Raw genomic sequence first — 22,286 nt, 5'->3', positions numbered from 1 at the left:
CGGTGAAGGCAAGGACGAAGAGGCGGCCGCCGGTGGTGGCGATCCTGTCCGCCGTCGTGCTCGCGGCCGTCGCGGTGTGCGCGGCGGGCCGGGAACTGCTCGCGCCGCACGCTCTCGACCAGGACGTTTACCTCGGTGTGGTCGGCGCGGGCGTCGAGGGCCACCTGTTCGGCACCGACCAGCTCGGCCGCGACATCCTGCAGCTGTCGCTCGCGGGCGCCCGCTCGGCGCTGGCCGGTCCGATCGTGGTCGCCGTGGGCTCGATGGTGATCGGGGTCATGCTCGGGACCTTCGCGGGCTACCGCGGCGGGGTCGTGGACATGCTGGCCGGGCGCTACGCCGACCTGCTGCTGGCGCTGCCGTCCGTGCTGCTGGCCATCGTGGTCGCCGGGATCGTGGGGCGCGGCTACTGGATCACGGTCGCCGTGCTGATCGTGCTGTTCTCGCCGTCCGACGTGCGGCTCGTACGAGGCGCGGTGATGGAGCAGACACCCCGGCCCTACATCGAGTCGGCCAGGATCCTCGGCATCAGGCCGATGCGGATCATGTTCCGGCACATCGCGCCCAACATCGTGCCGATCGTGGTGGCCAACCTCCTGCTCAACGTGGCGTTCGCGCTGGTCGCGCTGTCGTCGCTGTCGTACCTCGGGCTCGGCGTGCCGCCCGGGGCACCGGACTGGGGACGCCAGCTTGCGGACGGGCGCGCGCTGCTGGGCGACAACCCGCTCGCGGCGGTCGTGCCCGGCGTGCTGATCATCCTCACCGCCACGGCGGTGAACCTGCTCGGCGACTGGCTGTCCGAGCTGCTCGACCGCAGGGTGGTGGCCCGATGACACACGACCCGGTGACTCCGCTGCTTGACGCCCGCGACGTACGGGTGACCTCGGCGGCCGGCGTCCTCGTCGCGGGAGTCGACCTGACGGTGGCGCCGGGGGAGACGGTGGCGATCGTCGGCGAGTCCGGCTCGGGCAAGTCGATGACCGCAAGGGCGCTGACCGGCCTGCTGCCCGAGGGCGTGCACGCCACCGGACGGCTGGAGCTGTCCGGGCAGGCGTACGACCTGGCCGGGCGCACGCCCTGGCAGCGCATCCGGGGCTCGGAAATCGCGCTGCTGCTCCAGGACCCGTTCACCTCGCTCTCGCCGGTGCACCGCTGCGGCCAGCAGATCGGCTGGGCGCTGCCGCGCGCCGGCCGCGCCGCCGGAGTCGCCCGCCTGCTGGCCGAGGTGGGGCTGCCCGCCGAGACCGCCGGACGCTATCCCTTCCAGCTCTCCGGCGGGATGCGCCAGCGGGTGGCGATCGCCGCCGCGCTGGCCGCCGGTCCCGGCCTGCTGATCGCGGACGAGCCGACCACCGCCCTCGACGTGACGACCCAGCACGAGGTCCTGGAACTCGTCGCCGGGCTGCAGCGGGCGCGCCGGATGGGCCTCATCCTGATCACCCACGACCTGCGGCTCGCCCGGGCCAGGGCCGACCGGATCATGGTGATGTACGCCGGGCGGCTCGCCGAGGAGGGCCCGGCGGCCGAAGTGATGGACCGGCCCGCGCACCCCTACACGGCCCGGCTGGCGGCCTGCGACCCGCCCGTCACCCACCGCCTGCCGGCGCTGCCGACGATCCCCGGCTCGGTGCCCCGGCCGTACGCGGTGAGCGGCGCCTGCGCGTTCGCAGACCGGTGCGATCTGGCAGCCGAGGTGTGCCGTACGGCCGAGCCGGCCCTGGCGGAGGTCGCCGATGGCTCAGGAAACAGCGGGCACCGGGTGGCGTGCGTGCGGCCCGCGGACGTGCGCCCGGTCGCCGTGCTCCTTCCCGCCGTGCCCCCTCCCGCCGCGGCCCCTCCCGCCGTGCCCCTTCTTGAGACTCCCCCCGCCACGGCCGTTCCTCAGGAAGCGGGCCCGTCGCCCGCGCTGCTGACCGTACGCGGGCTGATCAAGCGGTTCCCCGGCTCGGCGGCGCCGGCGCTCGACGGGGTCGACCTGGAGGTCGCGGCGGGGGAGGCGGTCGCCGTGGTCGGCGAGTCCGGCTCCGGCAAGACCACCCTCGCACGGTGCGTGGTCGGCCTCGAACGGCCCGACGGAGGAAGCGTCGCGTTCGCCGGCCGGGCCACCGGCCCGAGGCGGGTGCAGTACGTGTTCCAGGACCCGTACTCGGCGCTGAACCCCGGCCTCACCGTCGGCGCCTCGTTGGCCGAGGCGCTCAGGGCGGCGGGCCGTCCTCGGTCGGAGGTGCCCGGCCTGCTCGATCTGGTCGGCCTGCCCGCGGCGTACGCCCGGCGCAGACCCCAGGCGCTGTCCGGCGGCGAGCGGCAGCGCGTGGCGATCGCACGGGCCCTCGCACCCGGAGCCGAGGTGCTGGTCTGCGACGAGCCCGTCTCCGCGCTCGACGTCTCGGTCCAGGCCCAGGTGCTCAACCTGCTGTCGGACCTGCGCCGCGACCTGGGCCTGACCCTGCTGTTCATCACCCACGACCTGGCCGTCGCGCGGCAGGTCGCCGACCGCGTGTACGTCATGCACCGCGGCCGGGTCGTCGAGGCCGGGCCGGTCGGCGACGTGCTCGGCGCCCCTGCCCACGAGTACACCCAACGGCTGCTGGCGTCCGTGCCGGCGGCGACCCGAGCGGAGTGAAGACCCTGATGACCGAACTACGCGTCGACGTGCTGCCCGTGACAGGGGACGTGGCCTCCGTCGCCGACGGACTCGACGCCGTGCCCGCCGGCCTGCTGCGCCGCTGGCGGCTCGCCGGCGGTGTGCAGGTGCGCACGCTCGTCACGGCCCGTACGGAGGACGGGACGTTGACCGGGGCCGCGTTCGAGGTGCACAGGCCGCTCACCGCGTACCGGAAGATCGTGGACGTGTGGGCGCACGACGACGCGGTCGCCGACGCGCTCGTCCGGGTGATCGAGGAGCGCGCCTGGCGAGAGGGCGCGGTGGCGGTCAAGCGCTGGTTCGCGGCGCGGGATGCCGCGTGGGAACGCTCGCTGGGCCAGGGCTACCGGGAGGTGCCGGTGCCCACCTGGGCGGGCCCGGTCGTCGGCGGCGCGGAAACGGGTCATGGCCAGGTGCGCTGGCGCGAGCGGCCGCCCGCGCGGGCGTTGCCGTACATGCGCCAGACCACCGACTTCACCTGCGGGCCGGTGGCGCTGCAGATGGCCCTGGCCGGGCTTGGGCTGGGGGGAGAGCCCTCCCGAGAGGAGGAGCTGCGGCTGTGGCGCGAGGCGACCACGGTGACCGGCTGCGACCCCCTGGGCCTCGCGCTCGCCGCCGCCGGCCGGGGCGTCACTCCGGAGGTGCTGCTGTCCACCGAGGCCCCGACCCTGCTGGAGCTGTGCCATACGGACGAGGAGCGCGAGCTGCGGCGGTTCATCCAGACGGGGTTCCGCGCCGAGCTGTCCCGCCGGGGCATCGGCGTGGAGACCGTCGCCTTCGACCTCGACCGGCTCCGCGCGGTGGTCGAGGGCGGCGGGATCGCGCTCGTGCTGATCGAGCAACTCGGTATGCACGACGAAAGCTGCCCGCACTGGATCTCCGTCCACGGGGTGGACGGAGACGTCTTCCACGTCAACGATCCCTGGACGGACGCCCACCTGGGCGAGACCTACCTCGACGCGCTCGACCTGCCGCTGCCCGCCGCGACGCTGGACCGGCTCGCGTGGTATGGCCGGCCGAGCTACCGGAGCATGATCGCGCTGAGATGACCCGTCAGTCGGAGGGCATGGAGACAAGCGTCAGCAGCCGGGCCGGCTCCGCACCGGTCCGATAGCCGTGCTCGGCCTCGGCCGAGAACCGCACGGCGTCCCCCACCTCAAGACGGACCTCGTAGGTGGCGACCTCCAGCGTCACGGACCCGGACAGGACGTAGGCGAACTCCTCCGACCCCCGCCCGTGTGGCGCGCTCTCATGGGCGTGCTCCGGTGGCAGCGGCGTTTCGTACAGCTCGAAGCGCCGCCGGTCGAGGGAGCTGAGCAGGGTGCGCGCCGCGCCGTCCCCGGCGCGGCGCATCACCTGCGGTTCGTACAAGGGCGTCCTGGTGATGTCGGAGAAGGACAGGTCGAGCGACTCGGCCAGCCCCGCCAGCACCTCGACCGTGGGGTTGGCCAGGCCGCGCTCGATCTGCGACAGCAGCGCCTTGCTGAAGCCGGAGCGGTCCGCCAGGTCACGGATGCTGAGCCCGCGCGTGTGCCGCGCGTGCCGCACATTGCTCGCGATCGCCGCCCGCACCTGCTCCGAGAGCGCGCCCACCCGCCCATCACCCCCATCGAAGTACGCCATTGTTCCACGAAGGGGGTGCTCCGGACGTCAGACGCCGGGGTGCAGCACGCGGCTGAGGAACTCGCGGGTCCGCTCGTGCCGCGGGTCGGCGATGACCTGCTCGGGCGGCCCGTCCTCGACGATCACGCCGCCGTCCATGAACACGACACGGTCGGCGACCTCGCGGGCGAACCCCATCTCGTGGGTGACGACGAGCATGGTCATGCCGTCCTCCGCGAGCTGGCGCATGACCGACAGCACGTCGCCGACCAACTCGGGGTCGAGGGCGGAGGTCGGCTCGTCGAACAGCATCAGCGAGGGGTTCATGGCGAGCGCGCGGGCGATCGCCACCCGCTGCTGCTGACCGCCGGACAACTGGGGCGGGTAGGCGTCGATCTTCTCGATCAGGCCGACCTTCTCCAGGTTCTCCCTGGCGACGCGGTCGCACTCGTCCTTGCGCCGCTTGAGCACCCGCTCCTGGGCGACCGTGACGTTGCGCCGCACGGTCAGGTGGGGGAACAGGTTGAACTGCTGGAACACCATGCCGATGTGCCGCCGGGCGGCGTCGATGTCGACGTCGGGGTCGGTCAGGTCGACGCCGTCCACGACCACGGTGCCGGAGGTCGGCTGCTCCAGCAGGTTCACGCAGCGCAGCAGCGTGGACTTGCCCGAGCCGGACGGCCCGATCACGCAGACGACCTGGCCGCTCTCGACCGTGAAGTCGATGCCGCGCAGCACTTCGAGGCTGCCGAACGACTTGTGCAGGTTCTTGATCTCGACGGTGCTCATCGGCCCGCTCCCTGACGCGCTTCCAGCCGCCTCGCGACATACCCGAGGGGAATCGTGATCAGCAGGTACGTCAGACCGGTCACGAGGATCGGCGTGGGGTTGGCGTACGTGGAGGACTGGTCGTTGCCGAACTTCGCCAGCTCCACCTGGGCGGCCGTGACGCCCAGGATCAGCACCAGTGAGGAGTCCTTCAGCAGCATGACGAGCTGGTTGGTGAGCGGCGGCAGCACGATCCGGATCGCCTGCGGGATGATGATCGTGATCATCGCCCGCATGTGCGGCATGCCGAGCGACCGCGCCGCCTCCATCTGCCCCTTCGGCACCGCCTGGATGCCCGCCCGGAAGTTCTCCGCCATGTACGCCGCCGAGACGACGCCGAGCCCCAGCGCGGCACTGCCGTACACGCCGCCGGGCAGTTCGAAGCCGGGGAACGCCAGCGGGAGGCTCCCGATCATCAGGAAGATGAGCAGGATCGGCAGGCCGCGGAAGATCTCGATATAGATCACCGACAGCCACCGATAGGGCGCGACCGAGGACAGCCGCATCAGGGCCAGCACCAGACCCGCGACGAAGCCGAGCGCGAAGCCCGACAGCGTGTAGATCACGGTGTTGCGCAACGCCACCGTGAACAGGTCGGGCAGGCCCTTTCCGGCGACCTCGAGGTTGAGGAACGACTCGCCGATCGCCTTCCAGTCGGCCAGCGCGACCAGGACGACGAAGACCACCACCAGCACGGCGTACTGGACGACCCGGCTGATGCGCTGCTTCTTGCGCGGGCTGAGCCCCTTGCGGGGCTCAGCCGGGGAGGGCGCCTGATGCTCGGTCACAACACTCATGATCCGGCGGCGGGCGACTCGGTTCCGGTCTCGGCGCCCGAACCACCGCCGGACGCGCCGCCGGGCTCGGTGCCGAACCACTTCTTGTAGATCTCGTTGTAGGTGCCGTCGGACTTGGCGGTGGCGAGGACCTCGTCGACGACCTTCTTGAGCGCCGTGTTGTCCTTCTTCATGCCGATGCCGTACTGCTCACCGGTGTCGAGGCTGGCGACCTGCTCGAACTTCTCGCCGACGTCGGCCTTCTTCAGCCAGGTCAGCACGACCGGGAGGTCCTGCACGATCACGTCCGCCTGGCCGGTCTGCAGGCCGAGCAGCTCCTTGGGCGAGTCGGCGAACTCGATCGGCTCGAAGCCCTGCTTCTTGACGTAGTCGAGGCCGGTCGTGGACGCCTGCGCGCCCAGCTTGAGGTTCTTGGCCTTGACGTCGTCGAGCGAGGTGATCCCGCTGCCCTTCTTGGCCATCAGCGCCTGGGTGGCGTCGAAGTACGGCTCGGAGAACAACAGGTTCTGCTGACGCTCCGGCGTGATCGTCATGCCGGCGGCGGCCACGTCGCACTTGCGGGCGTTCAGCGCGGCGCCGCTCTTGATCGCGGCGAAGTCGATGTCCACGATGTCCTGGGTCACGCCCAGCTTCTTCGCGACCAGGTCGACGATGTCCACGTCGAACCCGACGACCTTGTCGCCCTGGTTGAACTGGAACGGCTCGTACGGGATGTTCGTGCAGGTGGTGATCTTTCCGGCGTTCACGAGGGCGACACCGCCGGGAGCGGCCGAGGCCGTCGCCGTGCCCGAGTCGGCGGAGTCGCTCCCGCAGGCGGTGACGGTGAGCGTCGCCGCCAGAGCCACCGCCCCGATGCTCGCCGCTTTCCGATAAATGGACCAGGGAGCCACACCGGCCTCCTTGCTGTGGTGCGAAAACGTCTGAGGCGCAGTTTAAGCGTCCCTTATGACGGATTGGCCACCACATGGGTTGTTGCTCGTAACGTACGTGAAACGTGAGGTCAGAGATTCAGGCCTTCCGTGAGCATGTTGAACCGTTCGAGCATCCGGCCGAGCAGCCGTACGTCCTCCTCCGGCCAGGCGGCCAGCAGCGTGCGGAGCTGGCCCTCGCGGGCGGACCGCGCGTCGTGGAGCCGCCTGCTGCCCTCGGGAGTGAGGGCCAGCAGGTGGGCCCGGCCGTCCTCGGGGTCGGGGCTGCGGCTGATCAGCCCGAGCTCCTCCAGCCCCTTGAGCTGTCGGCTGATCGTCGCCCGGCCGACCCGAAGGTAGGCGGCCAGGTCGCTGGACCGCATCGGCGAGCTCTGCTCGATGCGGACCAGCAGGCCGTACGCGCCGGGGTCCAGCTCGGGATGCACCTTGCGCCCCATCCCGGCGGAGAACGCGTTCGCGCGCCGCAGCAGGATGGCGAGCTGCCGCTCGACCGCGCAGTACGCCTCGTGTTCGCCGGCCGTGGGCGGTCGGGGAGCGATCTCCGCCTCCGTCATGGCCTGCCTCCTCCTGACTGCGTGTGGCAGGGGGTTTACCCGCGCACCGCCTGGATTTCCAGCTCTACTTTCAGTGTCGCCCCGATCAGCGAGATCCCCGCCTGGACGACCTGGTTGTAGGTCATCGCGAACTCTTCGCGGCGCAGCTCGGTGACCGCGTGGAACGCCGCCCGCAGGCCACCCCACAGGTCCGGGCCTGTGCCCAGGTAGGTCATGTCGAGATCGACCGGGCGGCTGACGCCGCTCAGCGTCAGCACGCCGTGCACCGTCCACCGGTCCGGGCCCGCCGGGGACAGCCCGGTGCTCCGGTAGGTGATCACCGGGTGCACCGGGACGTCGAGGAAGTCCGCGGAACGCAGGTGATCATCGCGCATGCGGCTGCCCGTGTCGATGGAGCCGGCGGCGATCTCGGCGGCCACCGACGACTCCTCCGGTGTGGCGCCCATCTCGATCCGGCCGGAGAACTCGGTGAACCGCCCCTGCACGCTGCTCAGCCCGAGGTGCCGGGCCGTGGCCGAGATCTTCGAGTGCTCGGGGTCGATCGTCCACACGCCGGGCGGCGGCAGCGCGGTGCCGCCCTGCCGGGCCAGCACCAGCGTGCCGGCCTCGGCGGCTCCCGAGGCGGTCGCGATCGCGGTGGACGCGGCGGGCGCGTACCCGATCGCGGTCGCGACCACCGTGTAGACCCCCGGCGGCAGCGGTGCGGTGGCGACGTGCCCGTCGGCGTCCGCCTCCGCCCGCGCCACCTGCCGGCCGGTCGTGTCCGTCACCGTGACGACCGCGTGCCGCACGGCCCAGCCGTCCTTGCTCCTGACCAGGGCGTGCAGTCCCCTGGGCGCCGTCTCGGAGACGCTCATCGCTCGTGCCCCAGCCACACGTCGTACGGCTCGTCGCCCTCGCCGCCCAGGTTCAGCGTGCTCGCCACGGGCGGGTAGCCGCTCGCGACGATCGTGTACTGCCCGCCGGTCAGGTCGGTGAAGGCGTACTCGCCGTCCTCGCCGGTGGTGGCCACGCCGACCACGTTGCCGGCGGCGTCCAGCAGCGTGACCCTGGCGTCGGCCAGCGGCACGCCGTCCTTGACGCGGACCGTGCCCCGCACCCGCGCGCCGGGCAGCAGCACGACGTCGTGCCGGGTCTGGCCGGTGCCCAGCACCTCGATCGGCACGGCGGAGGGACGGTAGGCCGCGCCGCTGACCGTGAGCGTGTAGGTGCCGGCCACGATGCCGGAGAAGGAGAAGCCGCCCTGGACGTCGGTCGCGCTGCTGGCCACGACCTCGCCGCGTACGTCGGTCACGACGACCACCGCCTCGGCGACCGGCGTCCCGTCCGTCCCGCGTACGGTGCCGACGAGCCGGCCCGAGGCCGAGAGCACCATGTCGAAGTCGACCGGCTGATCGCCCACGACCAGCGTCGCGACCTGCGGCTCCCGGTCGCCCGCCGACGCGATCAGCACGTACGTCCCGCTGCCGGGCGCCTGGAGCGCGTAGCCCCCGTCGTCCCGGGTGACCGTACGGCCGAGCTGGTGGCCGCGCACGTCGATCAGCGTGAGCGTGGCGCGGCCCACGGGCACCCCGTCCCGGCCCTTGACGAACCCGCGGATGTCCACACCGCCCGGCTCGCGCGACTCCATCGCCGGCACGGCGTACGGCTGGGCCTGCGTGGCGGTGAGGAGCTGTGCGTTCAGGGGCTGTGCACTCAGGGTCTGTGTGTTCAGGGCCTGTGCGTTCTGGGGCTGCGTGGCGGCGTGGCCGTTAGGCGTCGCCGGCTCGGCCTCGACCGTGATCGGCCGCTGCCTGTCGTGCTGCTGCCTGTCTCGCTGGGCGTGGCGTCCGGTCACGGCGCCGTTCCGCTGGGGGGCGATCTCGGGTTCGGGGGTCTCGCCGGTCTCCGCCGCGTCGGCGCGTACGGTGATCGCGCTGGTCCGCAGCGGGACCTCCTTGATGAACAGCACGGCGATCAGCGCGAGGAGGGAGAGCGGCGCCGCGTAGAGGAACAGGTCGCCGATGCCGTGGCCGTACGCGCTCTCCACCGCCGTGCGGATCGGGGCGGGCAGCGCGGAGAGCTTCGGAATCGCGCCGCTCTCCTGGCCGGTGCCGCCCTGCACGCCCAGCGCGGCCAGGGCGTCCTCCAGGTAGTGCTTGACGCGGTCGCCCATAAGGGCGCCGAGGGCCGAGACGCCGATCGCGCCGCCGAGGGAGCGGAAGAACGAGACCACCGAGCTGCCCGCGCCCAGGTCCTCCGCGCGCACCTGGTTCTGCACCGCGAGGACGAGGTTCTGCTGGCTCATGCCGATGCCGATGCCGACGAAGAACATGAAGATCGCGACGAGCCAATAGTCGGTGTCGTACCGCAGCGTGCCCATCAGGGCGAACCCGGCGGTGAGGAAGAAGGTGCCGGAGACCAGGAAGACCTTCCAGTGACCGGTGCGGGTGATGATCTGCCCGGAGACCGTGGAGGAGAGCGCGAGGCCGAGGATCATCGGCAGCGTCATCAGGCCGGCCACCGTGGGCGTCTCGCCCCGGGCGAGCTGGAAATACTGGCTGAGGAAGGTCGTGCCGCCGAACATCGCGACGCCGACCAGCACGCTGGCGACCACGCTGAGGCTGACCGTCCGGGTCCGGAACAGGCGCAGCGGGACGATGGGCTCGCTCACCTTCGACTCGACCACGAGGAAGAGCACCGCGAGCAGGAGCGCGCCGCCGACCATCGCGCCGGTCTGCCACGACAGCCAGTCATACTTGGTGCCGGCGAAGGAGACCCAGATCAGCAGCAGCGAGACCGCGGCGGTGATCAGCGTCGCGCCGCCCCAGTCGATGCGTACGTCGCGCTTGAGGACCGGCAGGTGCAGGGTCTTCTGCAGCACGATCAGCGAGAGGACCGCGAACGGCACGCCGACGTAGAAGCACCAGCGCCAGCCGAGCCACGAGGTGTCGACGATGAGGCCGCCGACGAGCGGGCCGCCGATCGTGGCGACGGCGAACACCGCGCCCAGGTAGCCGGAGTAGCGGCCGCGCTCCCGGGGCGAGATCATCGCCGCCATGATGACCTGGGTCAGCGCGGTGAGGCCGCCGGCGCCGAGGCCCTGGATCACACGTGCCGCGATCAGCATGGTCGGATTCTGCGACAGACCGGCGATCGCCGAGCCGATGACGTAGACGGTCAGCCCGAGCTGGATGAGGAGCTTCTTGCTCATCAGGTCGGCGAGCTTGCCCCAGATCGGGGTGGACACCGTCGTGGCGAGCAGGGTCGCCGTGATCACCCACGTGTAGGTGGTCTCGTTCGCGTGCAGATCCGCCGTGATCGTGGGGAGCGCGTTCGACACGACGGTCGACGACAGGATCGCGACGAACAACCCCAGCATCAGCCCCGAGAGCGCCTCCAGGATCTCCCGGTGCGTCATCGCGGGGGCCGCCGTGCCCGGCGGCGTCTCCCTCGTCTTCGCTGTCGCCATCGAAGTCCTTCCCCGTGTTGATCAAACTTAGTTTCCCTAAGCAATCATATGTTGATCGTTGCTTCGGGCAACCAAGTAGTCATGGCCGGGCGGTGCGCGGAAACGACGAAGGCCCTGAACCCGCAGGTCAGGGCCTTTCCGTCAGTGTCGCGCTGTGACGCGTCTCACCGGTAGTTGACGAACTGAAGGGCGATGTCGAGGTCCTTGCCCTTGAGCAGCGAGATGACCTGCTGGAGGTCGTCCTTCTTCTTGGAGCTGACCCGGAGCTCCTCGCCCTGGATTTGCGCCTTCACGCCCTTCGGGCCCTCGTCCCGGATGAGCTTGGAGATCTTCTTGGCGTTCTCCTGGTCGATGCCCTCCTTGAGGGACACCATCAGGCGATACTCCTTGCCCGACAGCTTCGGCTCGCCCGCGTCAAGGATCTTGAGGGACAGGTTGCGCTTGACGATCTTCTCCTTGAAGACGTCGAGAACCGCGTTCGCCCGCTCCTCGCTGTTCGCCTTGATCTCGATGTCCTTCTGCCCCGACCAGGAGATGCTCGCGCCCGTGCCCTTGAAGTCGAAGCGGTGCCCGACCTCCTTGACCGTCTGGTTCAGGGCGTTGTCGACCTCCTGCCGGTCGATCTTGCTCACCACGTCGAAACTGCTGTCGGCCATCGGTGTCCGTGTCCTCTCTCCGTTGCCCTTCGAGATTAGTGGCCCCCGATGTGATCAGAGGTCTTTCCTCATGACGACGCGAGGAGCCACCTCTATGCCGAGGGCCCGCTCGTGCTCGATCAGCGCCGTGAGCTCCGGCCCCCACTCGTGAGGTCGTACGACGCGGAAGCCCCGCCGGGCGTACCAGGGGGCGTTCCACGGCACGTCCCGGAAGGTCGTCAGCGTCACCGCGGCGCTGCCGGCCCTGGTGGCCGCCGCGCAGACGGCGTCGAGAAGCCGGGTTCCGATGCCCTGGTTGCCATGATCGGGATGTACGGCGATCTGGTCGAGGTGGGTCAGGCCGTCGACCACCCCCAGCAGGGCGAATCCCACCGGCGGCCGACCGGCCACGATGACACGCCTGGGATCGTCGCACTCCTCGATCACCGTGGTGCCCGGCGGGAAGACGATGCCGAGCGGCACGAACATCCCGTCCGCCGCTCTCTCGATCTCCGCCAGGGCCGCGAGGTCCGCCGGCTCGGCCTGTCTGATCACCGTCCCACTATGGCCGGTGCACCGCCGCGCCCGCTTCCGGGTTTCCGGGACCCTCCGCCGGCCACGCGAGGGGCGAGGCGAAACCCATGTCACGTGCACCCGGGAAGTCCGCTATTCTTCTACCTGTCGCCGCGACGAGCGGAAGACAAGGCAGGTTGCCCGAGTGGCCAAAGGGAGCGGTCTGTAAAACCGTCGGCTCAGCCTACCCAGGTTCGAACCCTGGACCTGCCACCAGCAGAACAGCAGCTCAGAGGCCCTCCGGGGCCTCTTCTGCTTTCCGGCCCTGTGCAGCCGTAGGCCACTCTGAGCCCCCGTCTGTCGCCGGTCCACCAATATACGTGCAATGATCTTGGCGGCGTTTCCGCAGGTCGCGCGCGCTCTTTCGCAGCAAGCATGCGCGAGGCTTACCGATGAGCCGGGAGGACGCGGCGAGCGTCTACCTGTACAGCCTTCCGGGGTGGGAGGGCTCCTGTATCGGTAGCGTCGTGACCATGGCGCGCCGGATCGACTTCTACGACGACCCCCAAGCACCTGCTCCGAACAGCCTGGTGCCGTCCGTCAATGTCGTCGTCACCAACGAGGCGGGCGACATCCTCTTGATCCGCCGAAGCGACAACGGCAACTGGGCCGTCCCCGGCGGCGCGATCGACCTCGGCGAGTCCCTCCCACAAGCCGCAGTGAGGGAGACCCACGAGGAGACCGGCGTGTTGTGCGAGATCACGGGCCTGGTTGGCATCTACACCGACCCCAGGCACGTGATCCTCTACACCAGTAACGGCGAGGCCCGGCAGGAGTTCTCCATCGTGCTGACCGCCCGCGCCATAGCCGGCAAGCCCACCCCGAGCAGCGAGGCGCCAGAGGTTCGCTGGGTGCCCCGAAAAGCGGTCGAGGCCCTGTGCATGGACCGCTCGATGGTCCTGCGTATTGGCCATTACCTCGCCGGCGCGGGAGTGCCACACATCGGATAAAGATCTTCCCGCGTCATTGTGGCTGAATGTGAAGGTAGGAGCCCCATAGTTGCAGGGCTCAGTCATGCTATGCCTCCGGCTCTTCTTTCTCGTCATCCTCGATTCCGCCCGAGAAGATCGCCTTGACCCATGCCACGAAGCGGTCCAGTACTTGGAGTAACCAGTTGCGCCGCTCCAGGGGCAGGGCCACCGAGATCAGTAGAGCGGGGGCGAAAGCCAGCACCACTACCAGCAGAGGCAATGCGATCAGGGCCGCAACCATCACGCGAAGCCATAGGGGGAATTGCGACATTGCATGTCTTCCTCGCACCGACCAGGGATCGCTTCCCTGGTGACCTACCGCCGTCCACGAGCGTGGAGACGGACAACGCCCGCTTGACTTAGAAAAAATGATCTCAAACTATGACTGAATAAATAAAAATCAGTTAGTAAAAGATCACGCTAAAAAGTCAAGGATTGGCGCGGTGGTCAGTTATACGTAGTTGGCTCCGGTGCTGCGTGGGGTGATCTATCGGCATATGGTGCGCCGAGTCGTATTGCAAAGACTACCTCAAGCGCAGGGCGGCAGTGGCTGGGACGGTGTGGCGGCATCTAGGCGAGGAGCTGCATCCCAGTGCTACGGCCTGGGTTGGCAGCGTCTGAGCTTCATCAAGAGGCTCCCCAGACCCGCGCCTGTAGATGCGAAGGGGCCCCGAGGGGCCCCACCGTGCACGATCAGGCGTCACGCCACAAGGGCGTCATCGATTCTCCGATTGGCGATGTCCTGTTGGCCGTCGAGGCACTTCGCGTAGACCCGCAGGAGGACGTCAACGCTGTGCCCGGCCCGCTCGGCTACGTCGGGGGCAGAGACGCCCGCGTTGAGCCACAGAGAGACGGCCGCGTGCCGGAGGTCGTACGGCCGACGAGCCAGGGGAGAGGAGACCTGGGCAGGGGTGAAGGCAAGCTTGCGGGCTTCCTGCCACACCTCCGTGTAGGCCGTCGAGGCGACGACCCCGCCGCGCTCACTGCGGAAGATCCGCCCGTCCGAGCCGACCCCGAACTCTTCGATGTGTTGCCGAAGGATCTTCACCAGGGCCGGGGGGATGGGCACCGGCCGTACGTCGTCCCGGCCTCGATGCTTGAGCCCGCGTTCCTCGTGAGCGTCGCCGCTGTCAGTCCACTGCGTATTGACCTCGGGACGCGACACGTCGACGAGAAGACGGCCCCAGCCAGTTGCCGGAAGATGGCAGTCCTGCTGTCGGAGGGCGACCGTCTCGCCGGGCCGAAGCGCGGCGTAGTACATGCAGGCGAACAGGGCCATTAGCCGTCGGCCCCGGCCGCGCTTGCCCACGTAGGTCACAGCGGTCAACAGTTCCTCGGCCTGCCGCGGATTCACGACGACGCGAGGGTCTACGGTCTCGGTCGTCTTCGGGGGCTTCCACTTGATCTTGTGCAGTGGATTGGACGGCAGCTCTTCCAGCTCAACCGCGTACTCCAGGACCGCATGGAGGACGGCCCGCTTCCGCCTGATGGTGTTCGCGCTAGCGGCCTGGCCGTCGAGGCGAAGCGCGAGCGCGTCGAGGGCAAGTCGCACGGTTTTCGTCTCGTTCAGGTCGGCCAGGTCGAAGGACGCACCTTCGAGCCAGCGGACCGCCCGCGCCATCTCCGGGGATGGCTCCGGCCTCTTGTCCGCCGGGATGAGGGCGCACTTACGGAGCGCGGTCCGTAGGGTCTCGGCGTCAGGTCGGCCCGGACGATCCTTGGTTAGGGCGGGGAGCGCGGTGGAGAGCGCGTCAGAGATGCTGTCGCGCGTCTTCGCCGCAGCGTGGGGCCACTTCATATCCATGTAGGCCCGGACGAAGTCGAAGACGGTCCGCGCGCTCTTGGCCTTGATCATGGAGGCGGGTAGACCGCTGTCGACGTCGAATGGCTCTCCCCGCTTGGCCGCCTGGCGCAGGTCCGACAGGAAGCTCTCAGCGAGAGCCTTGGTCCGGTAGGTCTTCGAAGACCGCTTGCCGGCCACCTGCCATCGAACGACGTAGGACGGCGTCTTGCTCGACTTGTTCCGGTAGGTCTCGAAGAACTTCACGTCATAGGAGGCGTTCACGCAGCCTCCCGCAGGCTCTCAAGCCAGGCGTCGAACTCACTGCGGTAAATGCGGATCTCGCCGTTGGGGAGCTTGAGGCCCTCGGGAGCCTTACCGGTCTCACGCCACCGGTAGAAGGTCCGGCGGGAGATGCCGCCGAGCTCGTCGAGGATTTCGGGGACCGTCATCAACTTGTCGTCTTTCCTCATGCCGCCCTCCCTTCAGTTGCCGAAAGAACTTGTCCGTCTGCCTCGGCTTCCAGCCGGGCCAGGTGGTTACGCCAGCGCTGCCGTTCATGGACCGAGCGCAGGAGCCGGACGCCGATGGGGGCCAGGTCGGGATCTCCCGGCTTGACGGGCCGCCAGATGTAGCGGTGAGGGCCGACTGGCTCGTCAGGCAGGCCGAGCGCTTCCAGGACCCAGGTACGCCGGTCCTGCTTGTGCTCGGTGAGGGTCTTGTTGGACCACTTGCGCGAGACGAGGACACGGCGGCCCGCGTAGCCGAGGTGGTCAGGCTTGTGTGCCTTGCCCCTGCACCGGCCGGGAGCCATGCCGGGCTTGGCGCCCTTGGGCTGGACGCCGTAGCGGAGCCAGTTCGGGCAGGTTGGCGCGCACGGCTCGAACCGCAGGGCGTCGAGCAGCCATTCGGCGTGTGCTTTGCGGCGTGGGTCGTCGGTGCCGAGGGCGTCGCCGAGGCTCTTGGTGAGGTACTTGGACAGGTACTGGATGAGCTGGTCGGCGTCCGGGGTTCCGGCGAGGACGCTCTGTATGTCGAGCTGGTCGCCGAAGCGGAGCACGTGCGAGGGTTCGGCGTCCTCGTCGGCGTCGAGAGCGTCGAGGGCCTGTTCCCAGGTCGGCAGGACTTCCCCGGTGGTTGGGTCGAGGTAGCCGGCCCCGTCCTCCCAGACCGGCAGGTGGTCACCGTCGAACCGCACGTCATCAGTCGAGGGCCACCACACCTGGTGATAGGTCGCGGCGATGATCTGCCGCAGTTCCGCGCGGGGCAGGGTGCCGCGGATCGCCATGTGCAGGTGCGGCGCGAGCCGCTTTTGTGGTTCGACCGTGGCGAAGTACTGCACGTCATAGCCCGCCACCCGGCGGAGGTTCTGCACGAAGCGGTCCACGAGCTTGGAGAAGTGCAGCGCGTCGCGGGCCGCCCGCGTGTAGTCGTACCGGTCCGGGTCGAGGGGCGCCCCGTCGAGCACCCGCCCATACGACGGGAGCGTGAGGGTGACGAACATCGACGGCCGGTAGGTCTTGCCGTCCGAGCCGGTGAAGGTCCGCCCGAGGGTGGTCTTGGTCATCTGCCGCTTGGGCAGGTCCGGGGCGTCCTGCCGCCGTTTGGTCGAGCGCGTGCGCTTGCCGGAGGTGCGGCCGAGGACGTTGCCGCGCATGCCCGCGCGGTTGATCTCCTCGTCCAGGTCCTCGATGGCGGCGTCCAGGTCGGTGGTGTCGCCGCCGGCCTTTTCGACCTTATCCCGCCACGCCTGAGCATCGGCCCGCAGCTCCACGAGGTGACGCTGATACTCATCAGCGTTGTCAGGCAGGTTCACGGGTTCGTGGTCGAGGTGCCAGCCCTCCCGGCACTGCGCCCGCCGAAGCTGCCGGTTGCGCTTGGCGCACGGCGGGCACTTGCTCTCCAGCGTCGCTCCGCACGGGACGTCGATGACCTCAACCTGTCCGGTGAGGATGTCCTGCCGCCGCAGCGGGACCGGGCGGATACACACCCCGTACTGCTTGGCGATCTCTTCCACGACCTCACGGGCCAGCGGTTGAGCCATCCGCACAGCACGGGGGGTGGAGCGATCCTGCGGGTTAGTCACCGGTCACCGTCCCAGACGCCGACGGGGTCGAGGAGGTCCGCCGGGCCGAGGCCATCGACGATCACCGCAGCCTTTTCGCCGCACTCGTGGCACTCGACGATGCCGCGCACCGGGTCGAGCCACAGCACATCGAGCGCCCCGCAGCCCGAGCAGCGCAGTCCGTCGAGGATGTGAGCCAGGCGCATCATCGGCCCACCCCCGCGAACTCGGCGACCATCGCCCGGATGTGGGCGTCGGAGACGTAGGCCGCACGCACCCGCACCGGATCAGGCGAGGTTTCGAGCCGGATGTAGCCGACGCCCGCGCCGCGTTCGGGGACGGGTGAGATGTGGTCGGCGAGTGCGCCCCGGTCGCGGGCGCCGTCGCCGAGGACCATGTCCACCTGTTCCGACTCGTCCAGCCGGAGGGCGATCTTGTCGGGGAACAGGTTGCGGATGTTCATGACCTCCTTGCGCGGGTCCTGAAGCGCGGCCATGACCCCGACGCCCACCGCCCGGCCCTGCGTGGTCAGGGTCGCCAGGGCCGCCGTGATGCGCTGACGAAGGCCCTTATCGGGCTGGTAGGCGGTCAGGAACGCCACCTCGTCCACGAGCACCAGGACGAACGGGTCGGCCACGGTTGGAGTGTGGGAGCGCTGGAGGCCGGCGAACCGGTCGGCCCGCTCCTGCATCACCGAGACCGCCTCGTCGAGCAGGTCGGCGCACTCTTTCGGATCGGCCGCGTACCGACTGCCGAAGAGGGGACGGCCGAAGGACAGTTCCATCCGCTTGGGGTCGAGCGCCCACACCTGCACCAGGCCCGCCCGCATCGCGGGAAGCAAGCCGCGGATTGTCGACCACAGGTAGGAGCCTTTGCCCGCACCCGTGGCCCCGGCGATCAGCACGTGGGTGCCGTGGACCTTGAGCCGCAGCGGCGTACCGTCCTCGCACCGGCCGATCTCGACCGGCCCCACCGAAGGTGTCTCGGGGACAGGGACGGCGGGCAGGGGTTCGGCGAGGGGGTCGCGCCGGGGGAAGGTGAGCACGAGCCGCCCGGCCCGCGCGACCGCCACCCGGCAGGAGGGGGCGCCGAAGCCGTGGGCCAGGTGCTCGATGCGGTCGGCCCAGTCGGTGACGGCCTGGCCGTTGAGCATCTTCACGCTGACGCGGTCGGCCCAGCCGTCGCACTCGACCCGGATCAGGCGGGGCAGGTAGTCGCGGCCTCGGATGTGCCGTCCGAGGCCGGAGACGACCATGACGGGTTGCCAGTGCCGCCGGTAGACGGCGACCAACCGCCACCAGGCCAGCAACGGCCAGCCGACCAGCCGCAGGAACGAGGCGCGATCCAGCAGCAGCCAGGACAGTCCGGCCGAGGGCAGGAACCCGGCCATCACGAGGGCCAGGCGCCAGCCGTACAGGGTCCAGATGACCCCGAGGCCGACCGGGACGGCCACGGCGACCGGATGCCGCACGACCAGGCGGACCAGGCCCGCGACGAGCCGGGACAGCCAGATCACCAGGGTGACGATGGCGGGAGTCTGCATGACGGCCGGGCGGAAGACCACGGCCGTGTCTGGGGTGGTGGAGACGAGGTTTCGCGCCTCGTCGCCGGGAAGTTTCTTGAACATTAGGCTTGGTGTCCTCTCAGGCATTGGCGTGTGTGAGAGATCCGGGGGCCGCTGGAATGCCAGTTCCAGCGGCCCCGTCCTTGTGTCAGGCCGCCGAGTCGGTGGCCTGGGCGTGTTCGGCGTGCAGGCGCTCGCAGTCGGCCAGGTACCGCGCGGCGGCGTTGAAGATCTGCCGCGCGATGTCCAGGTCTTCCGCGGTCACCGGTCCGGCAGCCCCGGTGGTCGAGACCGTCACGTCCGCCTCGTCGGACTCCAGGACCAGGTACGGCCGCCCGGACTCCAGCACCCGAGCCCGCGCCCGAGTGATCGAGGCGTAGAACGAGATCCCGATACGGGGACGCTCGCCGGGGTCGATCGACATCGATAGGTGCGTGTACGGCCGCCAGTTCACGCCGCCGCCTCCTTGCCGCCCGCGTGTCCGGCCTTGGCCCCACCCGTCCGAGGCGAACGCATCTCCCGAACGCGGATGGAGTAGGCCAGGCGGCCGTTTCCGTTGACGTACGGGGTGACGGTGACGCCGTCGAACTCGACCGGCGTGAAGGGCAGGCCCGCGACCGGGGCCGGAGGCACCGGCTGGACGGGCGCGATGATCTTTACGGCGACGGTCTTCTGAGCGGGCTTGACCTGGGGGTCGGCGTCCATGACGGCGATCTGCCAGACCAGTTCGCCGCTCTGCTTGTCCCGCGCCTGCACGAATCGGCCGTTGGTCGAGGCGTCGAAGTCCTTGACCGCCTCCACCTCACCGACGAGGTAGCAGCCGTGCGGGAAGACCATGTCGAAGCTGACGGGGATCGGACCTTGTAGAGCCATCGGGCATCCTCCTCTCTCGACTGATAGGCACTTAACCTATCGAGTGCCTTGAGCATAAGAGAGCCCACTTGCTAGGTCAAGTGCCTAAGCTAAGTGGGCTCCGAAGGTGAGGCGTCCCTACCCGATGGGATAGGCATCCTCCAGCTCGTGACGATCGGCAGGCAGCACGACAACCAGCACGGCAAGGGGCCGGCCACCAGGGTCACGTACAGCCGCATAGACATCGAGGACCGGCGTGTTCTTGGGCATGCCGAGCCGCTTGACCTCGTCAGAAGTAGGCATCCGTGCCGTGATCTGCTCAATGACGTGATCGAACCGCACGCCCTTACGCGCCTGGATATGCTCGCGGACGCCCTGGGCCAGCGGCTCGGCGCTCGTGAGGTTCGTCCCCTCCGACAGGTCCAGGGGCAGCCACAACGAGACGATCTCCGAAGGCTCATCACCGCGCGAGACCAGTCGGCGACGAAGGAACGCCTTACTCTTGGGCGATAGGTCGAGCAGAGCGGCGATCCTGTTCGGTACGGCTACCGCCCCGACTTCCAGCAGTTCGGCCGAGGGCGTCTCGGCGCTGGTGAGGTAGGCGTGGCCGGGCCGGGGTTGTTCGAGCGAGGCGAGGGCAGGGCGGCCCCGCACGAAACGGCCCTTGCCCTGCTGGGACTCGATCCAGCCCTGTTCCCGGAGCACGCGCAGGGCCGCCACGACGGTCGGACGGGAGACGCCGAACTCATTGATGAGCTGATTCTCGCTCGGCAGGAGGGTTCCGGGAGGGTAGTCCCCCGCTTCGATACGCCGCTGAAGCGTCTGCACAAGCTGTGCATACTTCGGAGGCACGGACTCTAGAGACATCACGACCGTCCAGCAGCCGACAGGTTGTTTTACCAAGTTTGAGCCTAGACCGGCTCGATGCTTCTGTCACCTCGTTCGGCTGCACTCGCAGTCCGGGAGGAGGGGACCGGCAGGGCCACACGGGGGACACGGGGGCGAGTCACTGTGGCCCTGCCGGAGATCAAAGGGCGCGACGAGGCAGGGATTGATGGCTGCCGACCCGTCGTCGGCTCACTGCCTCGCCGCGCCCGCTTCAGCGGCAGATGTAGGCGGCTATCGCCTTCGCGGCGCCCTCCAGATCGGACACCGGGTGCCGCCTGCCTGCCGAGTTCCATGAGTAGTACTGGCCGCCGTAGCCGACGAAGACCCACACCGGCATGCCCCGCCCACTTGGCGGGTTGACCATCAGCGCCGTGTTGTTGTCGCGCAGCTCGGCGTTGATGCTGAGCCGGGTCAGCGCGTCACGCAGTCGGATGAGCTTGTCCGCCTCGTCGCTTCGGTTCATGTAGTCCACCGCCGCAACCTCGATCGGGTTCATGTTCCGCTCCCTTCGGCCCGGCCGTTTCCGAGGCAGTCGAGGCACTCCCGCTCCCCACCCGAGTTGCGATCGTCACTGGTGTCGCCGCCGACGACGAGCTGACGGCGTGAATGGCACCGCTTGGTGCCACGCCCCCGACACGAAGGACAGGGTCTTGCCTCGCTGTTCTCGTCTGGCCGGGTCACCGTCGCCATCTCCTCGTTCATCCGGCGTTCCCTGTGGCGGGAAGCCGCTTGACGTACCGTGGTTGGTTGATGGCAAGTCCACCGGCAAAGCGAGCGCGATAGGACCCCCGAAAAGCCCCCTCTTAACCCCCTGATGACCCCCCGACGGGAGGAAGACCCCGAGATGCCAGACAGCATCCCGAATGTCCAACTCCGCGCATGGCGCAACGCGCAACAGCTCACCCGCGCCGAATTCGCCGAACGGATCAACCGCACTCCTGTGGGCATCAAGGAACGCCTCGCCGTCGATGAAGAACGCATCAGGCGATGGGAGGCCGGCGAAGTCTCCTGGCCTCGCGCACCATTCCGGCTCGCGCTGGCTCAAGCCACCGGACTACAGCCCGAAGATCTCGGCTTCTCCCCCACAAAGAGAGTCAACGGCAATAGCCGCCTCATCGAGGCACACGTCATGCCGGTCGACGCGCTGCGGGCCGAGGCCGACCTGTACGGCACGATGGAACTCGCGCAGCAGCTCCAGGCGTCCGATGTCGGCACCGGCACTCTCGAAGCCCTCGCCGAGGCCGTCGACCTGCTGTGCCGCGCCTACCCGGTTGTCCCCGCCGCGACATTGCGGGACCGGACACAAAAGCGCCTCGCTCAGGTGACCCGGCTCCTGTCCGGCAGGATCACACTCGACCAGCACCGCGAATTACTCGTCATCACCGGATGGCTCACCGCCCTGCTCGGCTGCGTCCACTACGACCTGGGCGAGCGCGAGGAAGCCGAGACGGCCCGCCAGGCCGCCTACGAGATGGGCCGCCAGGTCGGACATGGCGAACTCATGGGCTGGGCACACGAGATGTCCGCATGGTTCGCCCTCGTCGAAGGCCGATACGAGGACGTTGTCACGGCCGCCCGCCAAGGCCAGGCCCTCGCCGGCCAATCCAGCGCACAGGTTCAGCTCACCTTGCAGGAAGCCCGCGGCTTGGCCCGCATCGGTGACCGCCGCGAAGCCGACAAGGCGCTCTCACGCGGAGCCGACATCCTCGCCAAACTGCCGATCCCCGAAAACCCGGACCACCACTTCGTGTTCGACCACGCCAAGTGGGTCTTCTACGCCGCCACCGCATACACCTGGCTAGAGGACAACGACCGGGCCGAGGAACACGCACTGGAAACGATCCAGATGCACACCCGCCCAGACGGCACCTCAAACGCCCCCATGCGAGTCGCCGACGCTCACATAGACCTCGGAATCGTCCACGCCCGACGCGGAGACCTTGATGCCGCCGTCGAGCAAGGCATGGCCGCATTCGACATCGAACGTAAATCCCTCACCGACCTCGTCAACCGAGTCGGAGACCTCGACCGCGTCCTACGCCAGCGCTATCGCAGAGAGGCCCTCGCCGAGGAGTTCCACGATCGCTATGTGACTGCCCGCCGTGCCCTGAGCGCTCGCCGTCCTGAGTTGCTGGATTGAGAGGCGGCTGCTA

General features: G+C 69.2%; 24 protein-coding genes and 1 tRNA gene. 6 read left to right on the top strand and 19 right to left on the bottom strand.

Going from position 1 to position 22,286, the window contains the following annotated elements; translation table 11 throughout:
• The first annotated feature begins 2 nt into the window (after positions 1 to 2).
• Genes FLX08_RS16525 through FLX08_RS16515 form a run of 3 tightly spaced genes read left to right on the top strand, consistent with a single transcriptional unit; the run spans position 3 to position 3,693 of the window.
• Complete coding sequence (locus tag FLX08_RS16525) at positions 3 to 833, top strand: ABC transporter permease (protein WP_244312689.1); 831 nt, start codon at positions 3 to 5, stop codon at positions 831 to 833.
• Positions 830 to 2,623: an ABC transporter ATP-binding protein gene (locus tag FLX08_RS16520; protein WP_142619748.1), complete on the top strand. Its 1,794-nt coding sequence runs from the start codon at positions 830 to 832 to the stop codon at positions 2,621 to 2,623. Before FLX08_RS16525 ends, FLX08_RS16520 begins: the two co-directional genes overlap by 4 nt.
• Before the next feature lie 8 nt (positions 2,624 to 2,631).
• Positions 2,632 to 3,693 carry a peptidase C39 family protein gene (locus FLX08_RS16515; protein ID WP_142619747.1) on the top strand — a complete coding sequence of 354 codons (1,062 nt, stop codon included), beginning with the start codon at positions 2,632 to 2,634 and terminating at the stop codon, positions 3,691 to 3,693.
• 4 nt (positions 3,694 to 3,697) lie between these two features.
• Here FLX08_RS16515 and FLX08_RS16510 read toward each other — a convergent pair whose 3' ends face one another.
• The 9 genes from FLX08_RS16510 to FLX08_RS16470 form a co-directional block, all read right to left on the bottom strand.
• Positions 3,698 to 4,267 (bottom strand): helix-turn-helix domain-containing protein, encoded by a 570-nt coding sequence (locus FLX08_RS16510; protein WP_142619746.1) that lies wholly within the window; start codon positions 4,265 to 4,267, stop codon positions 3,698 to 3,700.
• A 27-nt stretch (positions 4,268 to 4,294) separates the two neighbouring features.
• Positions 4,295 to 5,035: an amino acid ABC transporter ATP-binding protein gene (locus tag FLX08_RS16505; RefSeq protein WP_142619745.1), complete on the bottom strand. Its 741-nt coding sequence runs from the start codon at positions 5,033 to 5,035 to the stop codon at positions 4,295 to 4,297.
• Positions 5,032 to 5,871 carry an amino acid ABC transporter permease gene (locus FLX08_RS16500; RefSeq protein ID WP_142619744.1) on the bottom strand — a complete coding sequence of 280 codons (840 nt, stop codon included), beginning with the start codon at positions 5,869 to 5,871 and terminating at the stop codon, positions 5,032 to 5,034. The genes FLX08_RS16505 and FLX08_RS16500 overlap by 4 nt, the downstream gene beginning before the upstream one ends.
• Complete coding sequence (locus tag FLX08_RS16495) at positions 5,868 to 6,761, bottom strand: ABC transporter substrate-binding protein (RefSeq protein WP_142619743.1); 894 nt, start codon at positions 6,759 to 6,761, stop codon at positions 5,868 to 5,870. Before FLX08_RS16495 ends, FLX08_RS16500 begins: the two co-directional genes overlap by 4 nt.
• A gap of 110 nt (positions 6,762 to 6,871) precedes the next feature.
• Complete coding sequence (locus tag FLX08_RS16490) at positions 6,872 to 7,354, bottom strand: MarR family winged helix-turn-helix transcriptional regulator (protein WP_142619742.1); 483 nt, start codon at positions 7,352 to 7,354, stop codon at positions 6,872 to 6,874.
• A gap of 35 nt (positions 7,355 to 7,389) precedes the next feature.
• A complete protein-coding gene (locus tag FLX08_RS16485) occupies positions 7,390 to 8,211 on the bottom strand; it encodes a YceI family protein (protein ID WP_142619741.1) in 822 nt (273 codons plus the stop codon).
• The gene (locus tag FLX08_RS16480) at positions 8,208 to 10,805 is read right to left on the bottom strand and encodes an MFS transporter (protein WP_208761504.1); all 2,598 of its coding nucleotides are present in this window, start codon (positions 10,803 to 10,805) and stop codon (positions 8,208 to 8,210) included. The genes FLX08_RS16485 and FLX08_RS16480 overlap by 4 nt, the downstream gene beginning before the upstream one ends.
• 164 nt (positions 10,806 to 10,969) lie before the next feature.
• The gene (locus FLX08_RS16475; RefSeq protein WP_142619740.1) at positions 10,970 to 11,461 is read right to left on the bottom strand and encodes a YajQ family cyclic di-GMP-binding protein; all 492 of its coding nucleotides are present in this window, start codon (positions 11,459 to 11,461) and stop codon (positions 10,970 to 10,972) included.
• A 54-nt stretch (positions 11,462 to 11,515) separates the two neighbouring features.
• Positions 11,516 to 11,995, bottom strand: coding sequence for a GNAT family N-acetyltransferase (locus tag FLX08_RS16470; RefSeq protein WP_244312688.1), 480 nt, complete (start codon positions 11,993 to 11,995; stop codon positions 11,516 to 11,518).
• 149 nt (positions 11,996 to 12,144) lie between these two features.
• Between FLX08_RS16470 and FLX08_RS16465 the strand changes: the two genes are divergently transcribed.
• Positions 12,145 to 12,229: transfer RNA gene (locus FLX08_RS16465), tRNA-Tyr, on the top strand.
• Positions 12,230 to 12,486: 257 nt separating this feature from the next.
• On the top strand, positions 12,487 to 12,963 hold the full coding sequence (locus tag FLX08_RS16460) for an NUDIX hydrolase (RefSeq protein WP_142619739.1): 477 nt from the start codon (positions 12,487 to 12,489) through the stop codon (positions 12,961 to 12,963).
• Between the two features lie 67 nt (positions 12,964 to 13,030).
• Here FLX08_RS16460 and FLX08_RS16455 read toward each other — a convergent pair whose 3' ends face one another.
• The 10 genes from FLX08_RS16455 to FLX08_RS16410 all read right to left on the bottom strand — a co-directional run bounded on the left by FLX08_RS16455 (position 13,031) and on the right by FLX08_RS16410 (position 20,629).
• Positions 13,031 to 13,255 carry a hypothetical protein gene (locus FLX08_RS16455; protein WP_142619738.1) on the bottom strand — a complete coding sequence of 75 codons (225 nt, stop codon included), beginning with the start codon at positions 13,253 to 13,255 and terminating at the stop codon, positions 13,031 to 13,033.
• A gap of 429 nt (positions 13,256 to 13,684) precedes the next feature.
• A complete protein-coding gene (locus FLX08_RS16450) occupies positions 13,685 to 15,049 on the bottom strand; it encodes a tyrosine-type recombinase/integrase (RefSeq protein ID WP_142619737.1) in 1,365 nt (454 codons plus the stop codon).
• A complete protein-coding gene (locus tag FLX08_RS16445; RefSeq protein ID WP_142619736.1) occupies positions 15,046 to 15,237 on the bottom strand; it encodes a helix-turn-helix transcriptional regulator in 192 nt (63 codons plus the stop codon). Before FLX08_RS16445 ends, FLX08_RS16450 begins: the two co-directional genes overlap by 4 nt.
• On the bottom strand, positions 15,234 to 16,808 hold the full coding sequence (locus FLX08_RS16440; RefSeq protein ID WP_167530449.1) for a replication initiator: 1,575 nt from the start codon (positions 16,806 to 16,808) through the stop codon (positions 15,234 to 15,236). The genes FLX08_RS16445 and FLX08_RS16440 overlap by 4 nt, the downstream gene beginning before the upstream one ends.
• Before the next feature lie 38 nt (positions 16,809 to 16,846).
• Complete coding sequence (locus tag FLX08_RS16435) at positions 16,847 to 17,038, bottom strand: hypothetical protein (protein ID WP_142619734.1); 192 nt, start codon at positions 17,036 to 17,038, stop codon at positions 16,847 to 16,849.
• Positions 17,035 to 18,456 carry an FtsK/SpoIIIE domain-containing protein gene (locus tag FLX08_RS16430; RefSeq protein WP_142619733.1) on the bottom strand — a complete coding sequence of 474 codons (1,422 nt, stop codon included), beginning with the start codon at positions 18,454 to 18,456 and terminating at the stop codon, positions 17,035 to 17,037. Before FLX08_RS16430 ends, FLX08_RS16435 begins: the two co-directional genes overlap by 4 nt.
• Before the next feature lie 85 nt (positions 18,457 to 18,541).
• Positions 18,542 to 18,847, bottom strand: a complete 306-nt coding sequence (locus FLX08_RS16425) for a hypothetical protein (RefSeq protein WP_142619732.1) — start codon at positions 18,845 to 18,847, stop codon at positions 18,542 to 18,544.
• Positions 18,844 to 19,266 carry a plasmid replication, integration and excision activator gene (locus tag FLX08_RS16420; protein WP_142619731.1) on the bottom strand — a complete coding sequence of 141 codons (423 nt, stop codon included), beginning with the start codon at positions 19,264 to 19,266 and terminating at the stop codon, positions 18,844 to 18,846. The genes FLX08_RS16425 and FLX08_RS16420 overlap by 4 nt, the downstream gene beginning before the upstream one ends.
• 117 nt (positions 19,267 to 19,383) lie before the next feature.
• The gene (locus FLX08_RS16415) at positions 19,384 to 20,073 is read right to left on the bottom strand and encodes a GntR family transcriptional regulator (RefSeq protein WP_208761503.1); all 690 of its coding nucleotides are present in this window, start codon (positions 20,071 to 20,073) and stop codon (positions 19,384 to 19,386) included.
• A 271-nt stretch (positions 20,074 to 20,344) separates the two neighbouring features.
• Positions 20,345 to 20,629, bottom strand: coding sequence for a hypothetical protein (locus tag FLX08_RS16410; protein ID WP_142619729.1), 285 nt, complete (start codon positions 20,627 to 20,629; stop codon positions 20,345 to 20,347).
• 348 nt (positions 20,630 to 20,977) lie between these two features.
• On the opposite strand from FLX08_RS16410, the gene FLX08_RS16405 reads away from it, so the two are divergent.
• A complete protein-coding gene (locus FLX08_RS16405) occupies positions 20,978 to 22,273 on the top strand; it encodes a helix-turn-helix domain-containing protein (RefSeq protein WP_167530448.1) in 1,296 nt (431 codons plus the stop codon).
• The last annotated feature ends 13 nt before the right edge of the window (positions 22,274 to 22,286 follow it).

Source organism: Microbispora hainanensis, from assembly GCF_006874475.1.
GTDB classification, from domain to species: Bacteria; Actinomycetota; Actinomycetes; order Streptosporangiales; family Streptosporangiaceae; genus Microbispora; species Microbispora hainanensis.
The sequence above is the reverse complement of the archived record's forward strand: the minus strand, read 5'-3'. Positions and strand labels throughout refer to the sequence as shown.